Source organism: Nitrospira sp. Ecomares 2.1 (assembly GCF_965152585.1).
On sequence record NZ_OZ224219.1, the window covers coordinates 3,573,863 to 3,595,859 of the forward strand.

The window sequence follows — 21,997 nt, forward strand, 5'->3', positions numbered from 1 at the left end:
GTTGCAAGCATCTGCGACAGGCATTTGAGACCGGCTCTCACGAAGTCTGGGAGTTTGGGGAAATATGGTGGAGCCACGAACGAATCAGCGTTCTGGTCTCGCAAGCAAACATTTCTTTTTCTGCTTCACTCATCCATACCACCGTGTGCCAATCCACGGTCCTCTTGTTATCCCTGTTCCTGCTCAATCGAATTACCCACCACCTGCAGATCGCCCAACCGGACTGACGCTCAAGTAAGGGACCGACCCTGTTTGAGCCCAGCGTTGTTGGGCCGCTACAACCTACCCTGCGTCAGCCCGATTGAATGTGACCGACCTGGGTAAAAATGATTTGGGGTCCTTGCTGCAAGCAAGGGGCAGGCTCTTCAAGACGCACCACAACAAATAGCCCTTAGTCGTCTTTGAAGACCTACATCCCCACCCGGCACCGTTGACATTTTATTTCTAGGAAATTAGCCTGCCCTTATTTCAGATCTCACACGAGTGTGAAAAATAAATCCTTCTTCAAACGTCTATTATCCGACGAGGAACGAGGTGCCTGATGCAGTTTCTGAAATCGTTGTTCACGCTTGAAGGAAAGAATGCGATCGTCACCGGGGCTGCTTCGGGTTTGGGCCAACATGGCGCCGAAACGCTCGCGCGCGCAGGTGCCCGAGTCGCGCTGTTCGACGTCAACCAGGATGGACTGGCCGAAACTGCCACTCGAATTGAAGAGATGGGTGGTCAATCGATAAGCCAGGTCGTCGATATCTCACAGACCAAGGCTGTCGACGCCGGCGTAGCGGAAGTGATCGAAGCGTTCGGCGATATCCACGTGTTAGTAAACTCGGCGGGAGTCGCGTTGTGGCGACAGGTTCTGGAAGTTACCGAAGAAGAGTGGGACCTGCTGCTCAACGTCGATCTCAAAGGCACATGGCTAATGTGTCAGGCAGTGGCCAAGCACATGATCGCCAACAAGATTCCTGGTAGTCTGATCAACATCTCATCGGCCACCTCACACCGCCCCCAACCCAACCTGGTGCCATACGCCACCGCGAAGGCGGGAGTAAACCATCTCTCTCGAGCACTTGCCGCCGAGTTAGCGCCATACGGGATTCGAGTGAATTCACTTGCTCCCGGTGGCATTATGACCAATATGGTCAGGGAGTTTCTGAAGACCCCGGATGGTAAGGCAGCGGTAGGATCGGTACCACTGAAGCGTTTCGCGGAGGTCGAAGAATACAACGGCCCACTACTCCTACTGGCCTCCGATGCCTCAAGCTACATGACCGGGGCGGTCCTAATGGTCGACGGCGGCCTCGCATGCGCGGCGTTGCAATTCCCGGAGCAAGATCAGTCGAACTGAGGGGATAGGCTCCTGATACCCTACCTTCAAACTCTCACCAACATACTTGAACCATAATCCAAATTCGTTAGGTCTTTCGTCTATGGATACCAAGCTTGTTCCCGTCGGGGTCCAGAACAATTGCTGCCCTGCAATGAGGAAAGTCAAAAGGCTCAAGGGCGAACCGCACGTTGTGATGTCTGAGATGTTCTATCGTCTTGTCAAAATCGTCCACTTCCAGCACAAGCTGAGGACCATCGCCCGAGGGCTTCAGGAATGGTTCTTTGCCGATGGCCAGCGTGTGAGGACCGATCTCATACTCGACCCAGAATCCTTCGGCCAGATCCATGGAAGTCGCGCTGGTAAGCCCAAGAACGCCCTCATAAAAGGCACGGGACCGCGCCAGATCCGTGGCCGGATATACAATAAAAGCAAATTCAACAATCTTCATTGGCGGTGTCAAATCCGATGATCGCCTAACAGAGTCCGCAGTTGAGTGGCGGGGCGGAGGCCCGTCAATTCCAGCCGCGCGTTCGGCCGCCGCAGGGCGGCGGGGAAGCCGCTCCAGACGTGGATACGGTTCAGCCGACCGCTCACCAACACGTCCCCCTAATCTTGATTTGTCCCCATGGTCACGACGCATGCACGAAGTTGGGTCTGATTTAGGCTCCGTAGGATTGCGTTGAACGCAGGGACGAACAATCTGCTGACAAGGTGAAAGTGGAACGCACGGACATTCTCTGCGTATCGGTGCGCGTCTCTGTTACGAATCGTGCTCCTCAGAAGATCAAAAGCGGCCACAGCGAGATCACGTTCACCCTGGGACAGGTCTTGAAGGACCAATTGCAAAGGGATACCTCCAAGAGTTCCAAAGTTGACGCTATTTTCCTTCGCACTCGGGGCCTTGGTGATGACCTCATGGACCCAGGTCTTAAGGTTTTCATTGATAGACGGGATGCGAGTTACGGAGACCGGCTTGCTTAGATCCTTGCCCTTGAGGAAACATGCGCCCTTCGCAAGGTACTCGGCACCGGCGCTAAACGCGATCCAGCAGATGAGCCGCCCAAAGGTTGGATGCACCGCCTGATGGCCTTTCTGGGACTCGAACACGTTCTCATCGACTGCAAGAAGGGACAAGAAGTTATTGTCCCACTGAACGAGTTTCGACCACTGAACGAGTTCTAATCCCGCTTGAATCTGGCGCCAACCCTCTTTTTCCTGATCGATCCCGTTCATTCTATTTCCCTCGCGTCCGCCTAAGCGAGTTCACGGCTGAGTGGCAGGCTGGAGGTCCGTCGAGTCCAGCTGCGCGCCACGAGCGCGTCTGTCCAACTGAGATCGCGAAGCACTGGCCAGCGTCGTTGAGCCTGCGTCGCCTGCGTGACAGCTTCCCCTCAATGTTAGATATCCCACCGAGTGCCCGCGATTCGTTCCCGGTGTCGCCGAACATGTTCTGCGGCAGGGACGTGCGAAACCGGGCGGCTAAACGTTCGGGTCGATTCCAACACAAGACGCGCCGCGCCGCCGAGCTCGGAAGGAGGTATAACAATCTCCGGCTCAAGGTTGTCGTTTAGGACGAAAGCGCCGATTTCGAAGAGAGCATCATGCAGCCGGCACATACAGATGACGTTGCCTAGGATGCCACGCAGGAAACGTCGTCCGCCCATCGAACGATGTGTGAAGCTGTCAAAAGACGCGGATCCGCGACGGCACAAAAGGCGCATCGACTTTGATAAACCTTTAAGCAAAAGCGGCGTAGCGCGGCTTGACCAACGCGCTGACGAGTAACAACCGCGGACACTGTCGTTTCGACGTCTGTAAACTGAGCATTACCCGAGAGAAGCGCAGCGTCGACTGCGTCATCAGGTAATTCTTCTGCGCCGATATCGATTGGACCGGAATTGAGAAGGTACTCGCCAGGATTTACAAAGAGCAGTAAGCCCTCATCTCGTAATTCCTGAAGCACGCGGCTCATCGTCTGACTTGGCGTATTTCCCTTGGCACGTGTCTCGCGCTTCACCGTGCTGAGTTCTTCGTTAAGGAACTGCTGCCTTACAATCCGATGTGTCTGATGTCGTTTGCTAAAGCGAAAGAGTGCGCGCCGGACCGCTGCTTTCCAGGTGCCGGTGAAGGCATCGTTCTCAACGTACAGGTAAAGCGGGGTGATAGGGCGATGCTCAGGTCCGAAAAGGACAGCACGCGACTCTTCGCCTCTGGACCAGGTAACATCTCCATTCAGCCTGTCAACTAAGTTTAAGTAGTCCACCACTCCCTCACGCTTTGCGTCGGCGTGGATCGAGTACAAAGCGGCATTATCGACGATGTGCAACCAGCGAGTACGTCCGTCTACATCCGCGGGTCCAATCCGGGCCTCATTGAGACGTAGCCACGATCGAAGAATGTCATGAAACTCGTCTTTGGAGATCGCTTCCTGGCTTGAAACGCGCTGAACGGGCATATCGCTACGTTTTGTGGTGAGTTAAAAGGTAGACTAACGGAGCCCACGGCTGAGTGGCGGGCCTGAGCCTCGTCGATTCGAGCCGCGCGTTCGGCTGCCGCAGGAGGCTGGGAAGCGGATCAGCCGCGGACTCGTTTCAGCCGAACGCATATAAATATCCTTCCAGCCCACGTCGAGCAGCCACGGCCCCCTTCAACCCCGTCAGCACACCGTCCGCCGCCTGCGCTCGGCTGAACGGTCAGGCTGAGCGGCTGGCGTCGAGCGGGGCCAGTCAAGCCTGTTGTTAGATATCCTTCACAATGTCTAGGGCGAAACGAGTCGCAAGTTGATTGACGACGCTAAAAGCCAAGGACCCGCCTTTAGCGGCAACGACAGCCCGAATCTTTTTCTAGACGCCCTCGTTCTTGACCTTCGCGAGGAATTCGTGCCCCTCCCAGGTGAGGTCAAATGGCAGCACATAAATGACGCGGTCGCTGGTGTTGGATGTAACGGGCTCGAAACGAAGCAGGGCAGCATCATGGAGGAGCACAAGGTGGTACTTGATCGCCAGTTCGTCGTATCCTCCGATCGGTTGGACCTCGACCTGCTGAGGTGACTTTTTCTCTTCGAAAAAGATCAGAAGCTTACGGATCAACTCAAGGTCCCGTTTCACGTCTCCCCCACCTCATGGAAAACAACGTTTGCACGCGTGTGGATGGCCCTCTGCGCGCGCCGCTGCAGCTGTCGCATACGAGGTCCAGTACCTGCCAACGGCCTGCGACTTTCGAGTCTCGGAACAGTCGGAACAATGATATGGCCTCGGGCCCCATGGTCGCGTCGGATTCCCTGTGGCCGCCTTCAGTGATTCCGGGGGGTGATCATGTCCAAAGCGACACCGCATCTCACACTCCTCACAGTATGGTCTAACCGAGTCCGCGGCTGAGCAAGGGGCCGGAGACCCATCTGTTCGAGCCGGGCGTTCGGCTGCCGCAGGCGGCTAGGAAGCGGATCCAGCCGCGGCTCTGTTCAGCTGACCGCTCATCACTATCCCTCCAGCCCACGTCGAACAGACGCTGCCCCCTTTCAACTCTGTCAGCACTCCATCCACCGTCTGCGGTCTAGTGAACCTCGAAGCTCAGCGGCCAGTCGGAGGCCTGTCCGCTGGAGCATCTTGTTTCGCATCCGCGGGCTCTACCGACAGTATTCTGAATGGAGGTCTCCTCTCTATCTCGCCCTCGACCTCTATGAATATCCGCTCTGGAATGACAGGACTGCTACCAGTGAGTCTGTGCCACTCATCTCTAAACTGTTGCGCGTGTTGTTGCAGCGTCTGCCGATCAATTGGATAGAACGCACAGACTTCTTCGACGTCCCCCTCAAGTTTAGCGTAGATGCTGCCCGCGACGCGATGACGCTCGGCGCGTTCTGAATCGCGGTCAAATATTTGCAGCGTCGCAAGAATGCCTGCAAGAGCGGCAATAAGAGTGACGAAAGCAACCCAATAGATATCACTTTCTAACCCAGCCTTCGCCAAAATGAAAGTGAAAGGCGCCACTGCTGCTGAGAGAATGATCGTACCTCGGCCGCAACAACGATTGCGTTTCTCGTACCACCACGCCGCACGGAAATGCGCACGCTTAAGATGGTGGAAGCGACGATGCCATTCATCCAACAGTTGCGACGGATCGAGAATCGTCAAGGCTTCAACTTCAGTGACTGTCGACGGAGGCTGTTGATTTCTGCCGGGTAGCAGCTCAGTCATTCCTTGGCACTCCAGTTCTGTGTGGCCCATCGGTTCACCCGACCGATCATCCATTTCTGGCCATCTGGAATCGATTGCCCACAGCCCCTTTCATTCTGCTTTGCACACCGTCAGCCGCCGACGGTCGCCTGACCTATTGTGTAGATTGGGCCGTAAAACTTATTGGAATCGGGGTCTGGTCCTTCAATGCGCAACCTTTCTCTTTCGGCCTAATTCATCTGTTCCACCACATGCCAGTCCACGGTCCTCTTGCTAGACTGCCTCCTTACCCTATTGAATTCCTCCCCCACCTTCAGGTCGGCCAACCGAGCTGACGCTCAAATCAGGGGCGGACCTTGTCTAAGCCTGGCGAGTTGGGCCGCCCTTTCCGTTGCCTGCGTCAGCACGATTCAATGTGGGCGAGCTGGGTGGTGCTGGTTTTGGGACCTTTTGCCGAAACAAAAGGGCCTCGCCTGCCGGGGCGAAACCCGGCAATACAGAAAAACACATTGACACGAAATTTAGGGGCACAGATGCCATGGGTTCACCTGCCAACATTTTCACTTATATATCGAAAAATGGATTCCCGTCACACATCGTAAGAACCATTTTGGAAACGCTGGCCTTGTCTAGGCAAATCATTGCCAAATTCACGAAATATGTCAATTGTCAACCGCTTTAACATGACAGGAACCTGCCAAGAGACTTGGTTGGGAAAGGAAGTCAACAACCAATTGGTTATTTCTTTTGTGGCAGGTATCGATCCACGAATACTCTGGGTGTAACGACCGAAATCCCTTTGTATCCCGATATCTTCATGAGGGCTTTATCACCACTGCAAATAAATTTTGACCGGCCTGCCAGAGCGCAAGCCATAAATTTATCATCATCAGGATCGGAGCACACACGTTCATCCAAAGGGGGGGCATGACCGACGATGGCATGGGAGATCAGAAGCTCGAGAAACGGAGAAAGGTCAACAGTTGTGTATTTCTCGGACAGCTCAACGCCAACTCGTCGGTATTCGTCCAGAATTTCAGCAGAGACGACAATTTCAACTTGGCCAGCTCTCTAAGATTTCAGAATATCTAAAGGCGGTCCAGCGAAAACCACACCAGAAATAAAGACATTGGTGTCAAGGACGAGCCTCATGAAGCGGTTCTGAATTTGGCAATGGCCTTCCCAATGTCCGAACGCTCCAACCTGGCGTCCCTCGCCTGCCGCCTGGCCTTATCGATTAGCGAATCAAATTCATTCAAGACAGGCTTTTTGATGCTTTTCAGAATGACCGCGTCATCTTGCCTCACGACCACAAATTGATCGCCTTCTTTCAAGCCCAGTTGTTTTCGTATTTCTTCCGGAATGACGACTTGGCCCTTGGACGAAAGTTTTGTTGTGGCTATAGACGCCATGTTATTCTTCTTTTCTTTAAACTTACTAGTAAGATTAGATCCAATAGATCAGATACTTCAAGAGGTTATCTTAAGCACAACAATATCCTTTTCTTTGGTTGCCTCAGGACAACGACCCGTGCAGACAAAACAGGAGAGCAGAGGATGGAGAGGGCTCATCTCACTCATTCAATGATGTATGAGAATTTCCTAGAAAAATATTAGGAAAGGGGTATTCCTTTTCGGACAAGGACTTCTTGAAGTTTCAGGCGGGAAATAGCCCCTTCACGAAGGATACGGGCCTCTGGCACAACCTGAAGGACGGTAGACGGTTGACCACCCGGCGTAGGGCCACCATCAACAATCACATCAACCACCGATCCTAATTGTTCCATCACATCTCCCACGGATTCTGCCGGCGGCTGCCCGCTTCGATTGGCGCTGGTGCCGGTAAGCGGCCCGATGTGCGTCATGAGTTCGCAGACTCGTGGATCATTCGGCTGCCGGATACCAATGGTTCCCTGGCCGCCGGTCAGGATGGGAGACAAGGTTGAACGAGCCTGAAAGATCAAGGTGAGCAAACCCGGCCAGAACTCTTTCATGAGTATTCGAGCGACATCCGGAATCACTTCCGTCAGCCAGTCCAGTTGCGATGGGTCACCCACTAACACCGGAAAGGGTTTGTGGTTTCTTTCCCCTTTGATGTGCATCAGCCGCTCTAATGCCATCTCATTGAAGGGACTCGCCGCGAGCGCGTAAAAGCTATCCGTCGGCACAGCGACGACTCCGCCATCCTGCAGACATTGCGCAAGATGATGAATCTGTTGAGGTGATGGAGCGGAATTGAGTTCGAGAACTGTGGCCACAATAGGGGCCCTTTGAGTCAGGATGGGACTTGCAGCACGCGGTGGCCAATGTCCGAACGGAAATACCGGCCTTCAAACTGAATCGAAGCGAGCGCCTGATTGGCATGATCTCTGGCTCCCGCCAGGGTTGAATCAAGCCCAGTCACCCCTAAGACCCGCCCCCCATTCGTGACAATCTTTTTATTGGCATGAGTCGTCCCGGCATGAAACACCATGACGGACTTCGACTCTTTTTCCGGCAGGCCTGTGATCGGGAGACCCGTTTGATAGGACCCTGGATATCCGCCGGAGGTCAATACTACACACACCGCCGCCTGATCATGCCACTCTACCTGCAGTTGGTCCAATCGATGTTCGACCACGGCTTCAAGCACATCAAGCAAATCCGTTTTTAAGAGTGGCAACACGACCTGCGTTTCAGGATCGCCAAAGCGGGCGTTAAATTCCAGCACATACGGATTCCCATCCTTCACCATAATCCCCGCATACAACACGCCGTAAAATGGACTTCCCACCCGGGACAACCCTGTGACCGCCGGACACAACACCTCATCAAGAATACGCTGCCGGAGTTCCGGTGTTCCCAACGGCGCCGGTGCATAGGCCCCCATCCCGCCGGTATTGAGACCGGTGTCCCCCTCACCGATTCGCTTATGATCCTGAGCAGGCAGCATCGGAATGACCGTTCGGCCATCGGCAAAGGCCATGACCGTGAGTTCTTCTCCATCAAGAAATTCTTCCAGCACCACCCGGGCGCCGGCCTTTCCAAAGCGCTGCTCTTCCAGCATGCTGCAAACCGCCTCACGGGCCTCGGTCCTGGTCGCACAGATGATGACCCCTTTCCCTTGCGCAAGACCATCGGCTTTCACGACGACCGGGAGCGGACAGGATTCCAGATAGGTTAACGCCGGCTCCAGTTTGTCAAACGTGTGCGAAGATGGGGTGGGAATTTTTTCCCGCACCATGAGTTCTTTGGCAAACGATTTACTGGATTCAATGAGGGCCGCATTGCGGGTAGGGCCAAAAATCCGCATGTGGGATTTCCGGAATTCGTCGACGATACCTAAGGAAAGCGGTAGTTCCGGTCCAACCAGCGTCAGATTGATTTCGTGGGTTTGGGCAAAGTGCTTGAGGCCTTCAAGGTCGTCCACCTGAAGTGACACACATTCGGCCACCTGTGCGATCCCCGCATTGCCTGGGGCACAAAAAAGTCTGTTCACGCGAGGAGATTGCGCAAGCTTCCACGCGAGTGCGTGTTCTCGTCCACCGTTGCCTATGATGAATACGTTCATCGGAACACGGATTGCTTTCCCTTCCCGCTCCATCCCGAGGATGGGGGAATGCGCCAACATGGCCTGTGCCCTATCCTTCTACTGATGACCCGAAGCCCGGTTACACCTCTCCGATCCGAAGACACACCCGTCATCAAGATGAACTACCGCAACCCCGGAAGACTCGAAAGAAAATCTGATTGAGTTCGGTTAATGACGAAAGTGACGCATACCCGTCATAATCATGGCCATCTTATGCTCATCCACGGCCTGGATGATCTCCTTATCCCGGATAGACCCTCCAGGTTGAATCACGGCGGTAATGCCTGCTTCCGCGGCGGCATCGATGCCATCACGAAATGGGAAAAATGCATCCGAAGCCATCACGCACCCTTTGATGGGAAGCTTCGCTTTCATTTGCGCCAGTTTCACTGAATCTACCCGGCTCATTTGACCGGCGCCTATCCCCACGGTTTGGGTCTGCGTGGCAAAGACAATGGCATTGGACTTGACGTGTTTGCAGACTTTCCAGGCAAAATCGCAGGCTTGATACTCGTAGTCGGTCGGCTGACGTTCACTCGGCATGGATAAGTCTCCCATCTCACGCAACGATCCCAGATCCCGATCCTGCACCAAGATCCCGCCCACAATTTTTTTCATATCTAACGCATCCCGTTGAGCACTCTCCAACGCCCCCACCGCTAACAGCCGCAAATCCTTTTTCCGTTGAAGTTCCGCCAAGGCCTCTTCCGAAAATGCCGGCGCAATCAGTACTTCCACAAACGTCGAGGTGATTTCTTTGGCCATGGCCAGATCGACGTTTCGATTACAGGCAATGACCCCGCCAAATGCCGAGACCGGATCTGTCTCTCGCGCCCGGACATAGGCCTCGACCGGCATATCCCCGATCGCAACCCCGCAGGGATTATTATGTTTAACGATGACCACCGCCGTTTCATCAAATTCCTTCACGAGTTCCAACGCCGCATTGGCATCCAGATAATTATTATAGGACATGGCTTTGCCATGAAGCTGTTGAGCCTGAGAAAGAGAGGCTTCTTGAGTCTGCCGATCACGATAGACCGCACCGGCCTGATGCGGATTCTCCCCGTACCGCAAATCTTCGACCTTTTCATACGACAGGCACAATAACGACGGAAATTTTTGCCCTGCGGTATCGGCTAACTTGGAGGTGAGATAATTGGCGATCAGGCTGTCATACCTGGCGGTATGGTCAAAGACTTTTTTCGCTAACTCCCGCCGCAATCCTAAGGAGACGGTCCCGGACTGCAAGGCCTCCAACACCCGCTCATAATCCTGTGGATCGACCACCACCAGGACATCCTCATGATTCTTGGCCGCCGACCGGAGCATGGACGGTCCCCCGATATCAATATTTTCAATGGCTTCTTCAAATGTACAACCAGGCTTCGTAATGGTCGCTTCAAACGGATAGAGATTCACGACCACGACATCGATGGGCTCGATCCCCTGTTCCTGCATTTGCTTCACATGGGCATCCACCGAACGCCGCCCTAATAACCCACCATGAATCTTGGGATGTAACGTTTTCACCCGCCCGTTCAGGATTTCAGGAAACCCGGTGTAATCCGCCACCTCGGTCACCGCCACTCCGGCGTCCCTCAGCATCTTGGCGGTTCCACCTGTCGACAAAATATCTGCATCAAGTGCCGCCAGGCCCTTGGCCATTTTCTCTACACCGGTTTTATCGGATACGCTGATGAGCGCCTTCCCCAATCTTGCCATGTGTTCTCCTGCCACTCGTCTCTGTTGATGGGTAAAAAAACGGAAGGTCAGCTTAGCAAATGACCTGGAGAACTTCAACGAATTCTGAAGTTCTTGCTACCAGCACCTATTCCCGCTCGTTCCCTTATGTAACCCCGTCGTCGTCCTATTTTTCGGACATTCAAGTTTTGGGGTTCACCACCCCCATTTTCCAAACACAACTCGTATGAGTAACCGTGTAAGTTTCCATCAACAAATTATTTCCTGATCCACCCATAAAGCAAACATCCGACTCTGCCGAAATAATACCTTGGGAGCCAGGTCGAAATAACGGCAAATACAGCATCGTGAACAACCCCTCTCGGCTTGGTTTCGGTAACCATAATTTCTATTCACATGGTAAGCGAAAGAAGAGCAATCAGTATCAGGGCATTGCTGCATATTCTGCTCGATTGACGCCCGTGGAGGTTAACTCAGGTCTTAAGATGACAACAAAAATTCCCCCACATCCCCGATTCATATGCCGTTTTGCACTTTCCATAACACCGTAGGGCCTCTTACAGTCATAGGATTCATTGATGGATTTCACCCTGATATTCGTGGTGCTGTTGGTATCTCTTACACTCGGGGGCATTGTGCTCACCTTAAGCCTGAGTCCTCACGCGAAAAAGAAAAAAGAAGAAAACCGGATTTTCGGCACCAATTTCATTCCATCACAAATGTTCATGGGAAGCGACGGGCTTGGAGGCATTGCCGTAAACGACCAATCTCTCACCATTTGCCTATTACATTCTCCTGCAGTCCCCCCACGATTGCTTCCTATTTCAAGCCTGGTCGGTTCGATTTTAGTGAAAAATGGAGAAGTCCTTCAAGAAACCTTACGAACGGGCCCAAAAGCACTCATCTCATTTCAAAAACTCATGCACGTGAACGCGGAAAGACTGATAAAAAGTTGGCAAACCCCTTCTCCCCCAAAAGATAACCAGCGAATCGACCTCATTGTGTGGATCCACGATGAAGACGAACCATTCCATGTTGTCAGCTTTCTCAATATGGAAACCAAAGAAGGGGGGATTCTCTATGAAAAATCCTTGGGTACGGCATCCCATTGGCACAATGTTTTGGATGGGCTGATACATCAGGCCGATCAACATGCCCTCGTTCAGCATGAACCCGACGGAAGGGGAACGGAAAGTCCTATTAGCGTCGGTTGCAGATGAATTGGAAAAAGCAAATGACTTAGTCGACAAGTAACTCATGACTTCACAAGAATTCATCATCCGGAAAGAAAAACTTTTCTCCGGCAAGACCTAACCTCTTTTTTCTCTCCGCCCCAGGCATTTCCTCACACATTCCGAAACGATACTCCGGGTTATTTTTCCAAAAAATCGGCCATGTTTTCTTTTTTCCTCTTATCAGATTTAGAGGGGGGAAAGGGGAAAACAGTCGACGAACCCATCCACCACTGAATCCCGGTCCAGCTATGCCCATGTATTCCAGCATAAACATGAATCGTTCGGGGTTTCGGCAAAATTGATTCCTGACGCAACCCGTGGGCCTCACCAAATAGGACGCCGACCCTCCCCTTCATATGGGGAATGGTGTAGGCCACCAATTTTGACGTTCCCTACATTTTTATACTCAGTGAGCCCGGTTCTTATTCCATACGCTCTGACCTCCAAAACAAGGAACGCTTTCTCATGCGCCAATCACGTGGAGTCATCACTGTCAAATATGTAGGGATTATCATTGGAATTCTTCTGTCCTATGCATTTGCTTCAGAGTGGAATAGCCCTTCCCCGCAACCTGACCTTATTCAAGCCATCCAAGACCGGGACGTGACCTTAACACACCGGTTAATAGACCAAGGATCGGATGTGAATCAGCGCACGCCACAAGGAGCCACACCTCTCCATTTCGCAGCAAGGTCCGGACAATTTACGATTGCCCAACTCCTGTTACAAAACGGGGCAGACCCCGGGGCTATTTATCAATCCGAATGGACCCCACTGCATTTCGCCGCGAAGGGGGGTCATGTGGATATCGCCAACCTTCTCCTTCAACACGGTGCCCTTATTGATGGCCTTGAAGGGAATATCACACCCCTCCACATCGCCGTCCAGGAACATCACCGACGCATGGCGTCATATCTCCTCGCTCACGGCGCCACCGTTCAAACTTCTTTCAAAGAAGGCTGGACTGCGCTGCACGTCGCCGCCCAGGCAGGAGATACCGACATGACTCGCCTACTTCTGGATTCCGGGGCCCCTATCGATGCCACCAATACCATTGGCCTGACGCCGCTCCATTCTGCCGTCCTCTCCGGACAACGGGAGCTGACCCACTATCTGTTGTCTCGTGGAGCCTCATGCTCTCTTCCCTCACAACCACTTCAAAGTTCCTCGTCTGCCAATTTCAGTCGACTGTATGGTGCCCTCCAGGAAATTCTCCAGCACTGTCCTAATCATCCTACTTCTTGAATCTTCGCCGTAAAGTCCATACGGCCGCCCTTTCCAGTTCCTATTCGTCTCCTTATCTTCCTTAGGCCATCAGGTGTACCGCTGGTGGCATCCAGGTATTCCTTGTAAGATCCTGGGAATACATCCCTGCCAAAGTGTATTCGGACAAAATTAGTGATCGATTCTTTCACCTGGAGATTGTCTGTATTGGGGATCAAAACATGAGCTGGATGTCTCTTGCCCTGTTGGCTGCGCTCGGAGAATCCTTGAAAGACCTATTGAGTAAGCAGGGACTACGATCCGTCTCACCTCAACTGGTCGCATTCGCTGCTTGCGCGACTCCCATTCCATTGCTACTCGGTATGTTGCTGCTCACTGATTCAATTCCCCCACTGGGACCTCAATATATTCCCGCTCTCCTGTTGGGCGGGACCTTGAACATCCTGGCCATGTTCCAATTCATGAGGGCCTTACAAAGTTCCGATCTTTCCCTGGCCATTCCCTTCGTTTCCTTAACCCCCCTTTTTTTATTACTCACCTCACCTCTCCTGGTGGGAGATATGCCAACGACCCAGGATATTGCGGGCATTGTCTGTATTGTGGCTGGAGCATATGTCCTACACATTCAGTCAGTACACCGAGGTTTATTGGGCCCTTTGGTTGCCATCTTCCAACAACCAGGCCCCAGACGCATGCTATCGGTGGCCTTCATCTATAGTCTCACATCCAACTTCGACAAGATCGGCGTACAAAATTCCTCTCCTCTCTTTTGGAGTCTTTCCCTTACCAGTGTGATGACATTGGGATTTATATTAGGACTCCGTTTCCTGTCACGACCTACCCATGGCATGCCTCATTCGCGCACCGTCGGAATCCTTATACTCATCGGCCTGTTTCAAGGCATCGGTCTTCTCCTCCATAATACCGCGCTCAACCTTGGTCCTGTTCCCTCCGTGATCGCCGTCAAGCGGTCCAGCATGCTCTTTGCGGTGATATGGGGCATCCTCTTTTTGAGGGAAAGATATGTTGGGCAGCGGTTGGTCGGTGCTGTGCTGATGATGATCGGGGTGGGAGTATTAGGATTGGGACAAGCCGCGTAACCCTTTCATGCCCATGAATAGCCCAAAAGGCCGGGCATGAAAAGGACAACCGATATTTATTTAATGGGGAGCGAGGAAAGGTCTGCAACCGAGACCAGCGGACCTGGAAAGATTCCGAGTAACACCACGCCGGCAACTGCGCAGGCCAACACAAACGATACCTGGGGAGAAAGAACAAGTCGGGTATGTAATTCTTGTTCGGAGGATGGCTCACGCATATACATGACCATGACAATCCGCAAATAGAAAAAAGCCGAAATGGCCGCAAAGATCAGACCAATGATCGCCAGCCATGCCAACCCCGCATTGACGGCAGCCATAAAGAGATACAATTTCCCAATAAACCCGGCCGTGGGAGGAATACCCGCCAACGACACCATAAATACCAACATGAGAAATGCACCACCCTTATGTCGTTTGGCCAATCCAGTGAAATCTTCTATTTCTTCGCCTTCGAGGCCGCCTTTCCGCAAAATAGCCACCATGGAAAATGCCCCTATCGTCATAAACGAATAGATCGCCAGATATAGCATCAAGCTCGACACGCCTTGAGCCGAAACTGCCGCCTCCGTACCGCTCCACCCGGCGACCACGACCCCGATTAAGGCATACCCCGCATGGGCAATACTGGAATAGGCCAGCATCCGTTTCACGTTGGTCTGCACAATAGCCACAAGATTGCCAAGAGCCACGGTGATGATACAAATGCCCAGGATCAACAGATTCCAATCTGGTTTAATTCCCCCGAAAGCTTCCAGGAGAACGCGAAGGAACGCGGCAAAGCTGGCAGCCTTGGAAGCCACCGCCATAAAGGCCGTCACCGATGTTGGGGCTCCTTCGTACACATCGGGCGTCCACATATGAAAGGGCACCGCCGCAACTTTAAACCCGAATCCCACGATCAACAGCATGAGCGCAATAAATACTAACGGATCATCAATCCCGCGCCCATTGACCACGGCCGCAATTTCCACCAGCCTCGTACTTCCCGTGACCCCGAATATAATTGAAATCCCATAGAGCAAAATCCCGGAGGAGAAGGCCCCCAACACAAAATATTTGGCAGAGGACTCGATTGACCTGAGTTCAAAACGCTTGAATCCGGCCATGATATAGAGGGTAATCGACATCAGTTCGATTCCAAGATAGATCGTGAGCAAATCAGCCCCCGATACCATCACCATCATGCCGGTCAATGCCAATAGAACAAAGGCATAGTATTCCGCGAGTTGGATCTTTTCCTCTTTCAGATACCCCATGGACAATAAAATAGTCAGACCACTCACGAGATACAGCAACATTTTCCAAAATACGGCATACGAATCCACGACCACTAAATCACTAAAAGCCATCACTCGCTGGCCAAAACCGCTTGCCGTCACCACGCTGCATACCACGAGAATGCCGAGACTCATCCACGCCAGGAATTCTTTTTTGTGTGCAGGCGTAATGGGATCAAGAACGAGAATCAAACATGCCATGCCCACCACGAGCATTTCAGGAAGAATGAGGATAATATCGGCGAGAGGAAGCATCATGGTGCAACCTCACCATTCATGATAAGAGGATGCCCTGATGGATCGGCCGTCATCACCAGAGTATGACCTGGGACATCCCCTCCCTGCTGAACCAGGACCGAGGTGGATTGAGACGAAATGACCCGCGCCACGCTTGCATGCATCACATCCAGCAACGGTTTTGGATAGAGCCCAATCCAAAACACCAGCACCACCAACGGAACCAGCATGGCAAATTCGCGAACATTTAAATCTGTTAATTTTGGGAGCATCTTCGGAGAGGCCGGCCCATAGATCATCCGTTGCACCAAATACAAAATATAGACGGCAGCCAAAATAATTCCCAACGCGGCCAGAGTCCCTGTGAGCTTGCTCCAGGCAAAGGTGCCAAGTAGGACTAAAAACTCTCCGACAAAACTGTTCATGCCTGGAAGACCAACGGAAGACAACGCAAAAATCACAAAAAATGTCGCGTATTTAGGCATGGCGTTCGCCAACCCGCCATTATCCGTAATTTGCCGGCTATGTGTCCGTTCGTAAATGATGCCCACACACATAAAGAGGGCACCGGTCGTAATCCCGTGGTTGATCATCTGAAGAACCGCGCCTTCAATTCCCTGGGCATTTAACGCAAAAATTCCCAAGGTGACAAATCCCATGTGACTGACACTGGAATAGGCAATAAGTTTCTTGAGGTCGGATTGCGCTAATGCCATATAGGCCCCATAAATAATGGCAATAACCGAGAGGGTCATGATAACGGGGGTATAGGCAACCGAGGCATCAGGCAACATGGGCAATGAAAATCGTAAAAACCCATACGTCCCCATCTTGAGCAGGACACTCGCGAGAATGATGCTCCCTGCAGTGGGCGCTTCAACATGGGCATCCGGAAGCCAGGTATGAAAGGGAAACATGGGCACTTTCACCGCAAAGGCGGCAAAAAAGGCCCAGAAGAGCAGGGATTGCAACCCGGGGGCATAGGACGCATGCGTGAGGGCCAAAATATCAAAAGTTCGCCCACCTTCAAAAAACAGCACTAAAATCGCTACCAGCAGCAGGATACTGCCAGCCAGGGTATACAGGAAAAACTTGATCGCCGCATAGACACGATTCGGCCCACCCCAGACCCCAATCAAAAGATACATGGGAATCAGCATCGTCTCCCAAAACACATAAAACAGCACAAAATCCAAGGCCGCAAACACGCCGATCGTCGCCGTCTCCATCACCAATAAACTGATCAGGAATTCTTTCATTCTGGTTTGAACCGACGTCCAGGAGACCAGAATACAGAGGGGAGTGAGAAAGGTCGTGAGCAGGACAAGTGGCATGCTGATCCCATCCACACCCAGAGAATAATGGATCGCGGGAGAATTGATCCATAGGTGCTTTTCCACGAATTGCATGCCGGCACTGGCATTGTCGAACGCGAACCACAGAGGCAGGGAGACCACCAATGTCAGGATGGACACCGTCAACGCAATAGTGCGTGAAAGGGCTTCCTGAGCCAGCAAGACCGCGACCACTCCGAGCAGCGGGAGAATAAGCACAATCGTGAGCCAGGGGATTCCCCCTGTGGGAATGACCATCTCAGTCACGATTGAATAATCTCCTGCCATACGGTTGTCGGTTGAACCATCACGAATATCCCATCCTACGGTCAGCCACCCAAACTAATAAAAGATCATCGCACCTAAAATGACCACAGCGCCGACCGTCATGGCCAGCGCATAATTCTGTGCTTGTCCGCTTTGAAGTCTTCGCGTCACCCATCCTCCCCAGGCCACGGCTCGCGCGACTCCATTGACTGCACCATCAATCACCGCAATATCCACTCTTTTCCACAACCGGTCCGCGAGATTCAATGTTGGCATCACCACGGTCCGGTCATAGGCTTCATCCACAAACCATTTATTCAAGGACAACTGATACAGCGATTGCCACTGATTGGCCAATCGGTCCGGCAAACCCGGCGACTTCACGTAGACCCAATAGGCGCCGGCAATCCCCAGCAGACCCATTGCGGTGGCCGCCACCATCATGCCCATGGCCGCAGATCCTTCATGATGACCTCCACCACCCTCAGCACCGGGAAACGCGGGGGCCAAAAACTCCGGAATTCCTATGTATCCCGCGAGAATACTCAGAACGGCAAGAATCATAAGAGGAATCGTCATCGTTTTTGAGGGTTCATGCACATGCTTGGCATGGTGGGGATCCACTCGCGATTCTCCCCAAAATGTCACAAAGACCAATCGGAAAGTGTAAAAGGCCGTCATGAGCGCGGTCAGTAATCCTAAGGCGGCCAGGACTTTCCCCAGGTCGCCGGACATCCATGCCGACAGGAGTAATTCGTCTTTACTGAAAAATCCCGCAGTGAAGGGAAAACCGGACAGGGCCAAGGCCCCAATGAGAAAGGTCCAATACGTCACAGGGAGCTTATCTTTGAGTCCACCCATATTTTTCATATCTTGCTCATGATGAAGAGCAATGATCACGGCCCCACATCCGAGGAATAACAAGGCCTTAAACGCCCCGTGGGTCAGAAGATGATACATTCCGGCAATATAGCCACCCAGCCCACAGGCCATCATCATGTACCCAAGTTGGCTGAGCGTGGAATACGCCACAACCCGTTTGATATCGGTTTGCGTCAACGCGATCGTCGCTCCAATAAACATCGTGACTCCACCGACCACTGCCACCACATCCATGGCCACGGGAGAAAGGTTGAATAACGGAGCAAATCTGGCAACCATAAACACCCCTGCCGTCACCATCGTCGCCGCATGAATGAGCGCTGAAATCGGAGTGGGACCCTCCATCGCATCAGGCAACCAGACATGCAGAGGCACTTGAGCAGATTTTCCGACTGCCCCGATAAAGAGAAAGAGGCAGATCAAGGTCATCACTGATATTTCCCAATGACCTCCGACTGAACCAAGAAGATTGACCAAACCACCAGCCTTTTGCTCCAACTGAGGAAACACCTCCTGATAATGCAGACTGCCGAAGGTGACAAAGACCAGCAGAATACCCAACATGAATCCAAAATCCCCGACCCGATTCACCAGAAAGGCCTTAGTGGCCGCGGCTCTGGCTGACTCACGCTCATACCAATGGCCGATTAACAAGTAGGAGCACAGACCCACCGCCTCCCAAAAGACAAAAAGCTGAAGGAAATTATCGGACATCACCAGCATCAACATGGAAAAGGTAAAGAGCGCGATATTGCTAATAAATCTGGCGTAGCCCGGCTCTCCATGCATGTAACCAATCGTATAGACATGGACCAGGGAACTCACAATGGTGACCAGTAACAACATCGCGACGGTGAGCTGGTCAACAAATAACCCTATGGCAATATGCAGATTTCCGGAATCCGCCCAGGTATAGAGAGGGATGTGAAGCGTTTGACCACCGGCCACATCGACAAGCGCCATGATGGAAAGTAGGAACGATCCCAGGACGGCAGGAACGGCAACCCAATGGCTTCGGTCTTTGATCCAGTGACCGAATAGCCCGAGGATGACAAAGGCCAGGAGTGGGAGGAAAGGAATTAAGGCGTAGAGCATCGCCTTACCATTTCAACAACCGGAAGTTGTCAATATTAGTACTGGTCGAATGCCGATAGAGCGCGATGATAATCGCCAGCCCTACCGCAACTTCCGCAGCAGCCACGGTAAGTGCAAAAAACACGAACACCTGACCTGAAAGATTACCCAAATAGGAAGAGAAAGCCACAAAATTAATGTTCGTGGCATTCAACATCAACTCAATGGATAATAAAATGATGATGATATTGCGTCGGATCAGCACTCCTACCAATCCGATTGAGAACACAATCCCACTCAGCACAAGATAGTAACTCACGGGAACGTCCATTAACTCTTCGCCTCCAAGATCCCCTTTTTGGTAAGGATGACCGCACCCACCATCGCCACCAAGAGAATAAGAGACGCGATTTCAAATGGAAACAGATACGTGGAATACAGCAACTCACCGATCGATTCCGTATTGCCCTGGGTTAAATGGGTAGGCTCTCCCGGAGCAGGAAGGTTCGCACCCAATGAGGTTTCGCCCTTAACCACCAGCAGAACCGCTTCCGCAAACAACATGCATCCCAGAAAGAGGCCTACGGTCAATTGGTGGTGAAAGCGTACTTCCGCCTTCAAATTGAGCAACATAACCACAAAAAGATAGAGCACCAGAATGGCGCCCGCATACACCAGGATTTGAATTACCGCCAGGAATTCCGCATGCAATGTGACAAAGAGGCCCGCGACGTGAAAGAACATGACCAGGAGCGCCAGCGCACAATATACCGGGCTTCTCAAGGCCACGACCAAAGCGGCCGTCGCCACAATCACACTGGCAAAATAGAAAAAAACTATCGTTCCCATTATCTGCTCTTCAAAAACTTTTTGGATATTCCTTATCCGGCATGTAGACCGAATGTAGCGCCGGACAAAAACAGATACTATTCTTTTTGAGGAATGTCCTTAAACCCTACGTTAAAATAGGCCACATTGGGATGCTGAAATTCCAGGCGCTTTTCCCGAATCGGATAATTTCGATCACCAATTGCCAGGAGTTGTTGCTTATTTAATTGAAGCTGCCGCTTATCATAGACCGCCCATTCATACTCCTGTGTCATTCCCAAGGCATCAACCGGACATGCCTTCACACACAACCCGCAAAACAAACATCGGGTCATGTCCATGTAATATTCCTTGGAATACCGCTTAGTCGGTTCCCCCGGCACCTCGGCACTCACCACCCGGATGACACGGGAGGGACAAGCCGCCTCACATAAATCGCAGCCCACGCACTTTTCCGTGCCATCATCGTAACGCAGTAACGCCAACATGCCGCGATAGTTGGACGGCAACTGCTTCTTCTCGTGCGGGTATTGTAAGGTGATGGGCTTATAATGGAGTAAATGGGATAAGGTTGCCTTCATCCCTAACGCAATCTCATAAAACAAAAGCGTTTTAACCCACTCCTTGAGTTTCATACCATTCAACCTTCTCAGCTTCCCGGAAAGAGAAATGCGACGATAGCTGTCAATACAATATTTGCCAACGCGATGGGAAGGAGGACCTTCCACCCGAACCGCATGAGCTGGTCATAGCGTAAGCGGGGTAACGTGGCGCGCAACCAAAAGAATAAAAATAAAAAACTCGAAACTTTAAACACAAACCAAAATATACCTGTAGCCCAATGAATGGATTCCGGACCTTGTAAAAACTCAAAAGGTGCATGCCATCCGCCAAAAAACAATACGGTGGCCACACACGACACCAGAATCATGTTGCCGTATTCGGCCAGAAAGAAGAAGGCGAACCGCATTCCGCTATATTCGGTAAAGAATCCCGCCACCAACTCGCTTTCCGCTTCCGGCAAATCAAATGGGGTCCGATTCGTTTCTGCCACCGAGGAAATAATAAACACGACGAATGCCACGGCTTGGGGAAAGCCACCTCCCCCGAAAAAATACCAGTTCCAAAACCCTCCTGCCTGCGCATTGGTAATGGCCACCAAACTCAAGGAGCTTGAAAGGAGTAATACGCCGACAATTGAAAGCCCCACATTCAATTCGTAACTGATCAATTGTGCTGCAGACCGCAGACCTCCCAGAAGGGAATACTTACTATTTGATGACCATCCGCCCAGAATAATGCCGTATGCCCCGATTGAAGCAAACGCCAGGATATAGAGAACGCCGATATTGATGTCGGTAATCACAAACGGTTTAAAGTTAACGCCGCCGACATCAACCGTCCAATCCGGGCCAAATGGAATCACCGCGAATCCAATGAGGGCAGGAACTAATGACAACACTGGCGCCATGCTAAACATGAACTTATTGGCACCGGCAGGAATGATATCTTCTTTAAAAAAGAGCTTTAAGCCGTCGGCTACCGGTTGCAAGATGCCATAAGGCCCGACCTCCATCGGTCCCATCCGATCCTGCATCCAACCCAACACCTTGCGTTCCAGCAGGGTAAGCGCAGCAACGGTAAGAAGCACTGCCACCATGACTGCGCCAATTTGGCTTAACGTTAAGGCTAATCGAATTCCCGTATCCATGACGGATTCACTCCTCTCCTCTATGAATCAAACCACAAGCTAAGAACCG

The 21,997-nt window shown here is 52.1% G+C and carries 21 protein-coding genes and 1 pseudogene; 4 read left to right on the forward strand and 18 right to left on the reverse strand.

The genetic code is table 11. The annotated features are described in order from the left end of the window. The first annotated feature begins 541 nt into the window (after positions 1-541). Complete coding sequence (locus tag ACWHYD_RS15805) at positions 542-1,345, forward strand: SDR family NAD(P)-dependent oxidoreductase (protein ID WP_447962987.1); 804 nt, start codon at positions 542-544, stop codon at positions 1,343-1,345. Between the two features lie 67 nt (positions 1,346-1,412). Here the strand turns inward: ACWHYD_RS15805 and ACWHYD_RS15810 are convergent, their stop codons facing one another. The 11 genes and pseudogenes from ACWHYD_RS15810 to purH all read right to left on the reverse strand — a co-directional run bounded on the left by ACWHYD_RS15810 (position 1,413) and on the right by purH (position 10,797). Next, positions 1,413-1,967 (reverse strand): VOC family protein, encoded by a 555-nt coding sequence (locus ACWHYD_RS15810; RefSeq protein ID WP_447962988.1) that lies wholly within the window; start codon positions 1,965-1,967, stop codon positions 1,413-1,415. Then, positions 1,934-2,560, reverse strand: coding sequence for a hypothetical protein (locus ACWHYD_RS15815; protein WP_447962989.1), 627 nt, complete (start codon positions 2,558-2,560; stop codon positions 1,934-1,936). The genes ACWHYD_RS15810 and ACWHYD_RS15815 overlap by 34 nt, the downstream gene beginning before the upstream one ends. 164 nt (positions 2,561-2,724) lie before the next feature. Continuing rightward, the gene (locus ACWHYD_RS15820) at positions 2,725-2,943 is read right to left on the reverse strand and encodes a hypothetical protein (protein ID WP_447962990.1); all 219 of its coding nucleotides are present in this window, start codon (positions 2,941-2,943) and stop codon (positions 2,725-2,727) included. Between the two features lie 14 nt (positions 2,944-2,957). Beyond that, positions 2,958-3,782, reverse strand: a complete 825-nt coding sequence (locus ACWHYD_RS15825) for a hypothetical protein (protein ID WP_447962991.1) — start codon at positions 3,780-3,782, stop codon at positions 2,958-2,960. A gap of 388 nt (positions 3,783-4,170) precedes the next feature. Then, positions 4,171-4,434 carry a DUF2513 domain-containing protein gene (locus tag ACWHYD_RS15830; RefSeq protein WP_447962992.1) on the reverse strand — a complete coding sequence of 88 codons (264 nt, stop codon included), beginning with the start codon at positions 4,432-4,434 and terminating at the stop codon, positions 4,171-4,173. Positions 4,435-4,896: 462 nt separating this feature from the next. Then, positions 4,897-5,523, reverse strand: a complete 627-nt coding sequence (locus ACWHYD_RS15835) for an SLATT domain-containing protein (RefSeq protein ID WP_447962993.1) — start codon at positions 5,521-5,523, stop codon at positions 4,897-4,899. Positions 5,524-6,240: 717 nt separating this feature from the next. Beyond that, positions 6,241-6,558, reverse strand: a pseudogene (locus ACWHYD_RS15840) (putative toxin-antitoxin system toxin component, PIN family); the annotation flags it as partial. A gap of 92 nt (positions 6,559-6,650) precedes the next feature. Beyond that, a complete protein-coding gene (locus ACWHYD_RS15845; RefSeq protein ID WP_447962994.1) occupies positions 6,651-6,914 on the reverse strand; it encodes an AbrB/MazE/SpoVT family DNA-binding domain-containing protein in 264 nt (87 codons plus the stop codon). A 200-nt stretch (positions 6,915-7,114) separates the two neighbouring features. After that, a complete protein-coding gene (locus ACWHYD_RS15850; protein ID WP_447962995.1) occupies positions 7,115-7,759 on the reverse strand; it encodes an L-threonylcarbamoyladenylate synthase in 645 nt (214 codons plus the stop codon). A gap of 17 nt (positions 7,760-7,776) precedes the next feature. After that, complete coding sequence (purD, locus tag ACWHYD_RS15855) at positions 7,777-9,111, reverse strand: phosphoribosylamine--glycine ligase (RefSeq protein WP_447962996.1); 1,335 nt, start codon at positions 9,109-9,111, stop codon at positions 7,777-7,779. A 129-nt stretch (positions 9,112-9,240) separates the two neighbouring features. Then, positions 9,241-10,797 carry a bifunctional phosphoribosylaminoimidazolecarboxamide formyltransferase/IMP cyclohydrolase gene (gene purH / locus ACWHYD_RS15860; protein ID WP_447962997.1) on the reverse strand — a complete coding sequence of 519 codons (1,557 nt, stop codon included), beginning with the start codon at positions 10,795-10,797 and terminating at the stop codon, positions 9,241-9,243. A gap of 557 nt (positions 10,798-11,354) precedes the next feature. Here purH and ACWHYD_RS15865 point away from each other — a divergent pair. From ACWHYD_RS15865 to ACWHYD_RS15875, 3 genes are all read left to right on the forward strand, one after another. Continuing rightward, entirely contained in the window at positions 11,355-11,996 is a 642-nt protein-coding gene (locus ACWHYD_RS15865) for a hypothetical protein (protein ID WP_447962998.1), read from the forward strand. A gap of 480 nt (positions 11,997-12,476) precedes the next feature. Further along, complete coding sequence (locus ACWHYD_RS15870; RefSeq protein WP_447962999.1) at positions 12,477-13,256, forward strand: ankyrin repeat domain-containing protein; 780 nt, start codon at positions 12,477-12,479, stop codon at positions 13,254-13,256. Between the two features lie 200 nt (positions 13,257-13,456). Beyond that, positions 13,457-14,335, forward strand: a complete 879-nt coding sequence (locus ACWHYD_RS15875; RefSeq protein ID WP_447963000.1) for an EamA family transporter — start codon at positions 13,457-13,459, stop codon at positions 14,333-14,335. Between the two features lie 56 nt (positions 14,336-14,391). Here the strand turns inward: ACWHYD_RS15875 and ACWHYD_RS15880 are convergent, their stop codons facing one another. The 7 genes from ACWHYD_RS15880 to nuoH all read right to left on the reverse strand — a co-directional run bounded on the left by ACWHYD_RS15880 (position 14,392) and on the right by nuoH (position 21,948). Beyond that, positions 14,392-15,873 (reverse strand): NADH-quinone oxidoreductase subunit N, encoded by a 1,482-nt coding sequence (locus ACWHYD_RS15880; protein WP_447963001.1) that lies wholly within the window; start codon positions 15,871-15,873, stop codon positions 14,392-14,394. Next, positions 15,870-17,444 carry an NADH-quinone oxidoreductase subunit M gene (locus ACWHYD_RS15885; RefSeq protein ID WP_447965888.1) on the reverse strand — a complete coding sequence of 525 codons (1,575 nt, stop codon included), beginning with the start codon at positions 17,442-17,444 and terminating at the stop codon, positions 15,870-15,872. Before ACWHYD_RS15885 ends, ACWHYD_RS15880 begins: the two co-directional genes overlap by 4 nt. 84 nt (positions 17,445-17,528) lie before the next feature. Further along, a complete protein-coding gene (nuoL, locus tag ACWHYD_RS15890) occupies positions 17,529-19,430 on the reverse strand; it encodes an NADH-quinone oxidoreductase subunit L (protein WP_447963002.1) in 1,902 nt (633 codons plus the stop codon). Between the two features lie 4 nt (positions 19,431-19,434). Further along, complete coding sequence (nuoK, locus tag ACWHYD_RS15895; RefSeq protein WP_447963003.1) at positions 19,435-19,740, reverse strand: NADH-quinone oxidoreductase subunit NuoK; 306 nt, start codon at positions 19,738-19,740, stop codon at positions 19,435-19,437. Then, positions 19,740-20,258, reverse strand: coding sequence for an NADH-quinone oxidoreductase subunit J (locus ACWHYD_RS15900; RefSeq protein WP_447963004.1), 519 nt, complete (start codon positions 20,256-20,258; stop codon positions 19,740-19,742). Before ACWHYD_RS15900 ends, nuoK begins: the two co-directional genes overlap by 1 nt. A gap of 77 nt (positions 20,259-20,335) precedes the next feature. Then, positions 20,336-20,872 carry an NADH-quinone oxidoreductase subunit NuoI gene (nuoI, locus tag ACWHYD_RS15905; protein ID WP_447963005.1) on the reverse strand — a complete coding sequence of 179 codons (537 nt, stop codon included), beginning with the start codon at positions 20,870-20,872 and terminating at the stop codon, positions 20,336-20,338. Between the two features lie 14 nt (positions 20,873-20,886). Next, the gene (nuoH, locus tag ACWHYD_RS15910; protein WP_447963006.1) at positions 20,887-21,948 is read right to left on the reverse strand and encodes an NADH-quinone oxidoreductase subunit NuoH; all 1,062 of its coding nucleotides are present in this window, start codon (positions 21,946-21,948) and stop codon (positions 20,887-20,889) included. Positions 21,949-21,997 lie beyond the last annotated feature (49 nt).

Coding starts and splice junctions, on each gene's coding strand:
- ACWHYD_RS15815 (WP_447962989.1), bottom strand. CDS start 2,560: ATGAACGGGATCGATCAGGAAAAAGAGGGTTGGCGCCAGATTCAAGCG.
- ACWHYD_RS15880 (WP_447963001.1), bottom strand. CDS start 15,873: ATGATGCTTCCTCTCGCCGATATTATCCTCATTCTTCCTGAAATGCTC.
- ACWHYD_RS15900 (WP_447963004.1), bottom strand. CDS start 20,258: ATGGGAACGATAGTTTTTTTCTATTTTGCCAGTGTGATTGTGGCGACG.
- ACWHYD_RS15805 (WP_447962987.1), top strand. CDS start 542: ATGCAGTTTCTGAAATCGTTGTTCACGCTTGAAGGAAAGAATGCGATC.
- ACWHYD_RS15885 (WP_447965888.1), bottom strand. CDS start 17,444: ATGGTCATTCCCACAGGGGGAATCCCCTGGCTCACGATTGTGCTTATT.
- purH (WP_447962997.1), bottom strand. CDS start 10,797: ATGGCAAGATTGGGGAAGGCGCTCATCAGCGTATCCGATAAAACCGGT.
- ACWHYD_RS15835 (WP_447962993.1), bottom strand. CDS start 5,523: ATGACTGAGCTGCTACCCGGCAGAAATCAACAGCCTCCGTCGACAGTC.
- nuoK (WP_447963003.1), bottom strand. CDS start 19,740: ATGGACGTTCCCGTGAGTTACTATCTTGTGCTGAGTGGGATTGTGTTC.
- ACWHYD_RS15825 (WP_447962991.1), bottom strand. CDS start 3,782: ATGCCCGTTCAGCGCGTTTCAAGCCAGGAAGCGATCTCCAAAGACGAG.
- ACWHYD_RS15865 (WP_447962998.1), top strand. CDS start 11,355: ATGGATTTCACCCTGATATTCGTGGTGCTGTTGGTATCTCTTACACTC.
- ACWHYD_RS15870 (WP_447962999.1), top strand. CDS start 12,477: ATGCGCCAATCACGTGGAGTCATCACTGTCAAATATGTAGGGATTATC.
- ACWHYD_RS15875 (WP_447963000.1), top strand. CDS start 13,457: ATGAGCTGGATGTCTCTTGCCCTGTTGGCTGCGCTCGGAGAATCCTTG.
- ACWHYD_RS15810 (WP_447962988.1), bottom strand. CDS start 1,967: ATGCGTCGTGACCATGGGGACAAATCAAGATTAGGGGGACGTGTTGGT.
- nuoL (WP_447963002.1), bottom strand. CDS start 19,430: ATGCTCTACGCCTTAATTCCTTTCCTCCCACTCCTGGCCTTTGTCATC.
- ACWHYD_RS15845 (WP_447962994.1), bottom strand. CDS start 6,914: ATGGCGTCTATAGCCACAACAAAACTTTCGTCCAAGGGCCAAGTCGTC.
- ACWHYD_RS15820 (WP_447962990.1), bottom strand. CDS start 2,943: ATGTGCCGGCTGCATGATGCTCTCTTCGAAATCGGCGCTTTCGTCCTA.
- nuoI (WP_447963005.1), bottom strand. CDS start 20,872: ATGAAACTCAAGGAGTGGGTTAAAACGCTTTTGTTTTATGAGATTGCG.
- purD (WP_447962996.1), bottom strand. CDS start 9,111: ATGTTGGCGCATTCCCCCATCCTCGGGATGGAGCGGGAAGGGAAAGCA.
- nuoH (WP_447963006.1), bottom strand. CDS start 21,948: ATGGATACGGGAATTCGATTAGCCTTAACGTTAAGCCAAATTGGCGCA.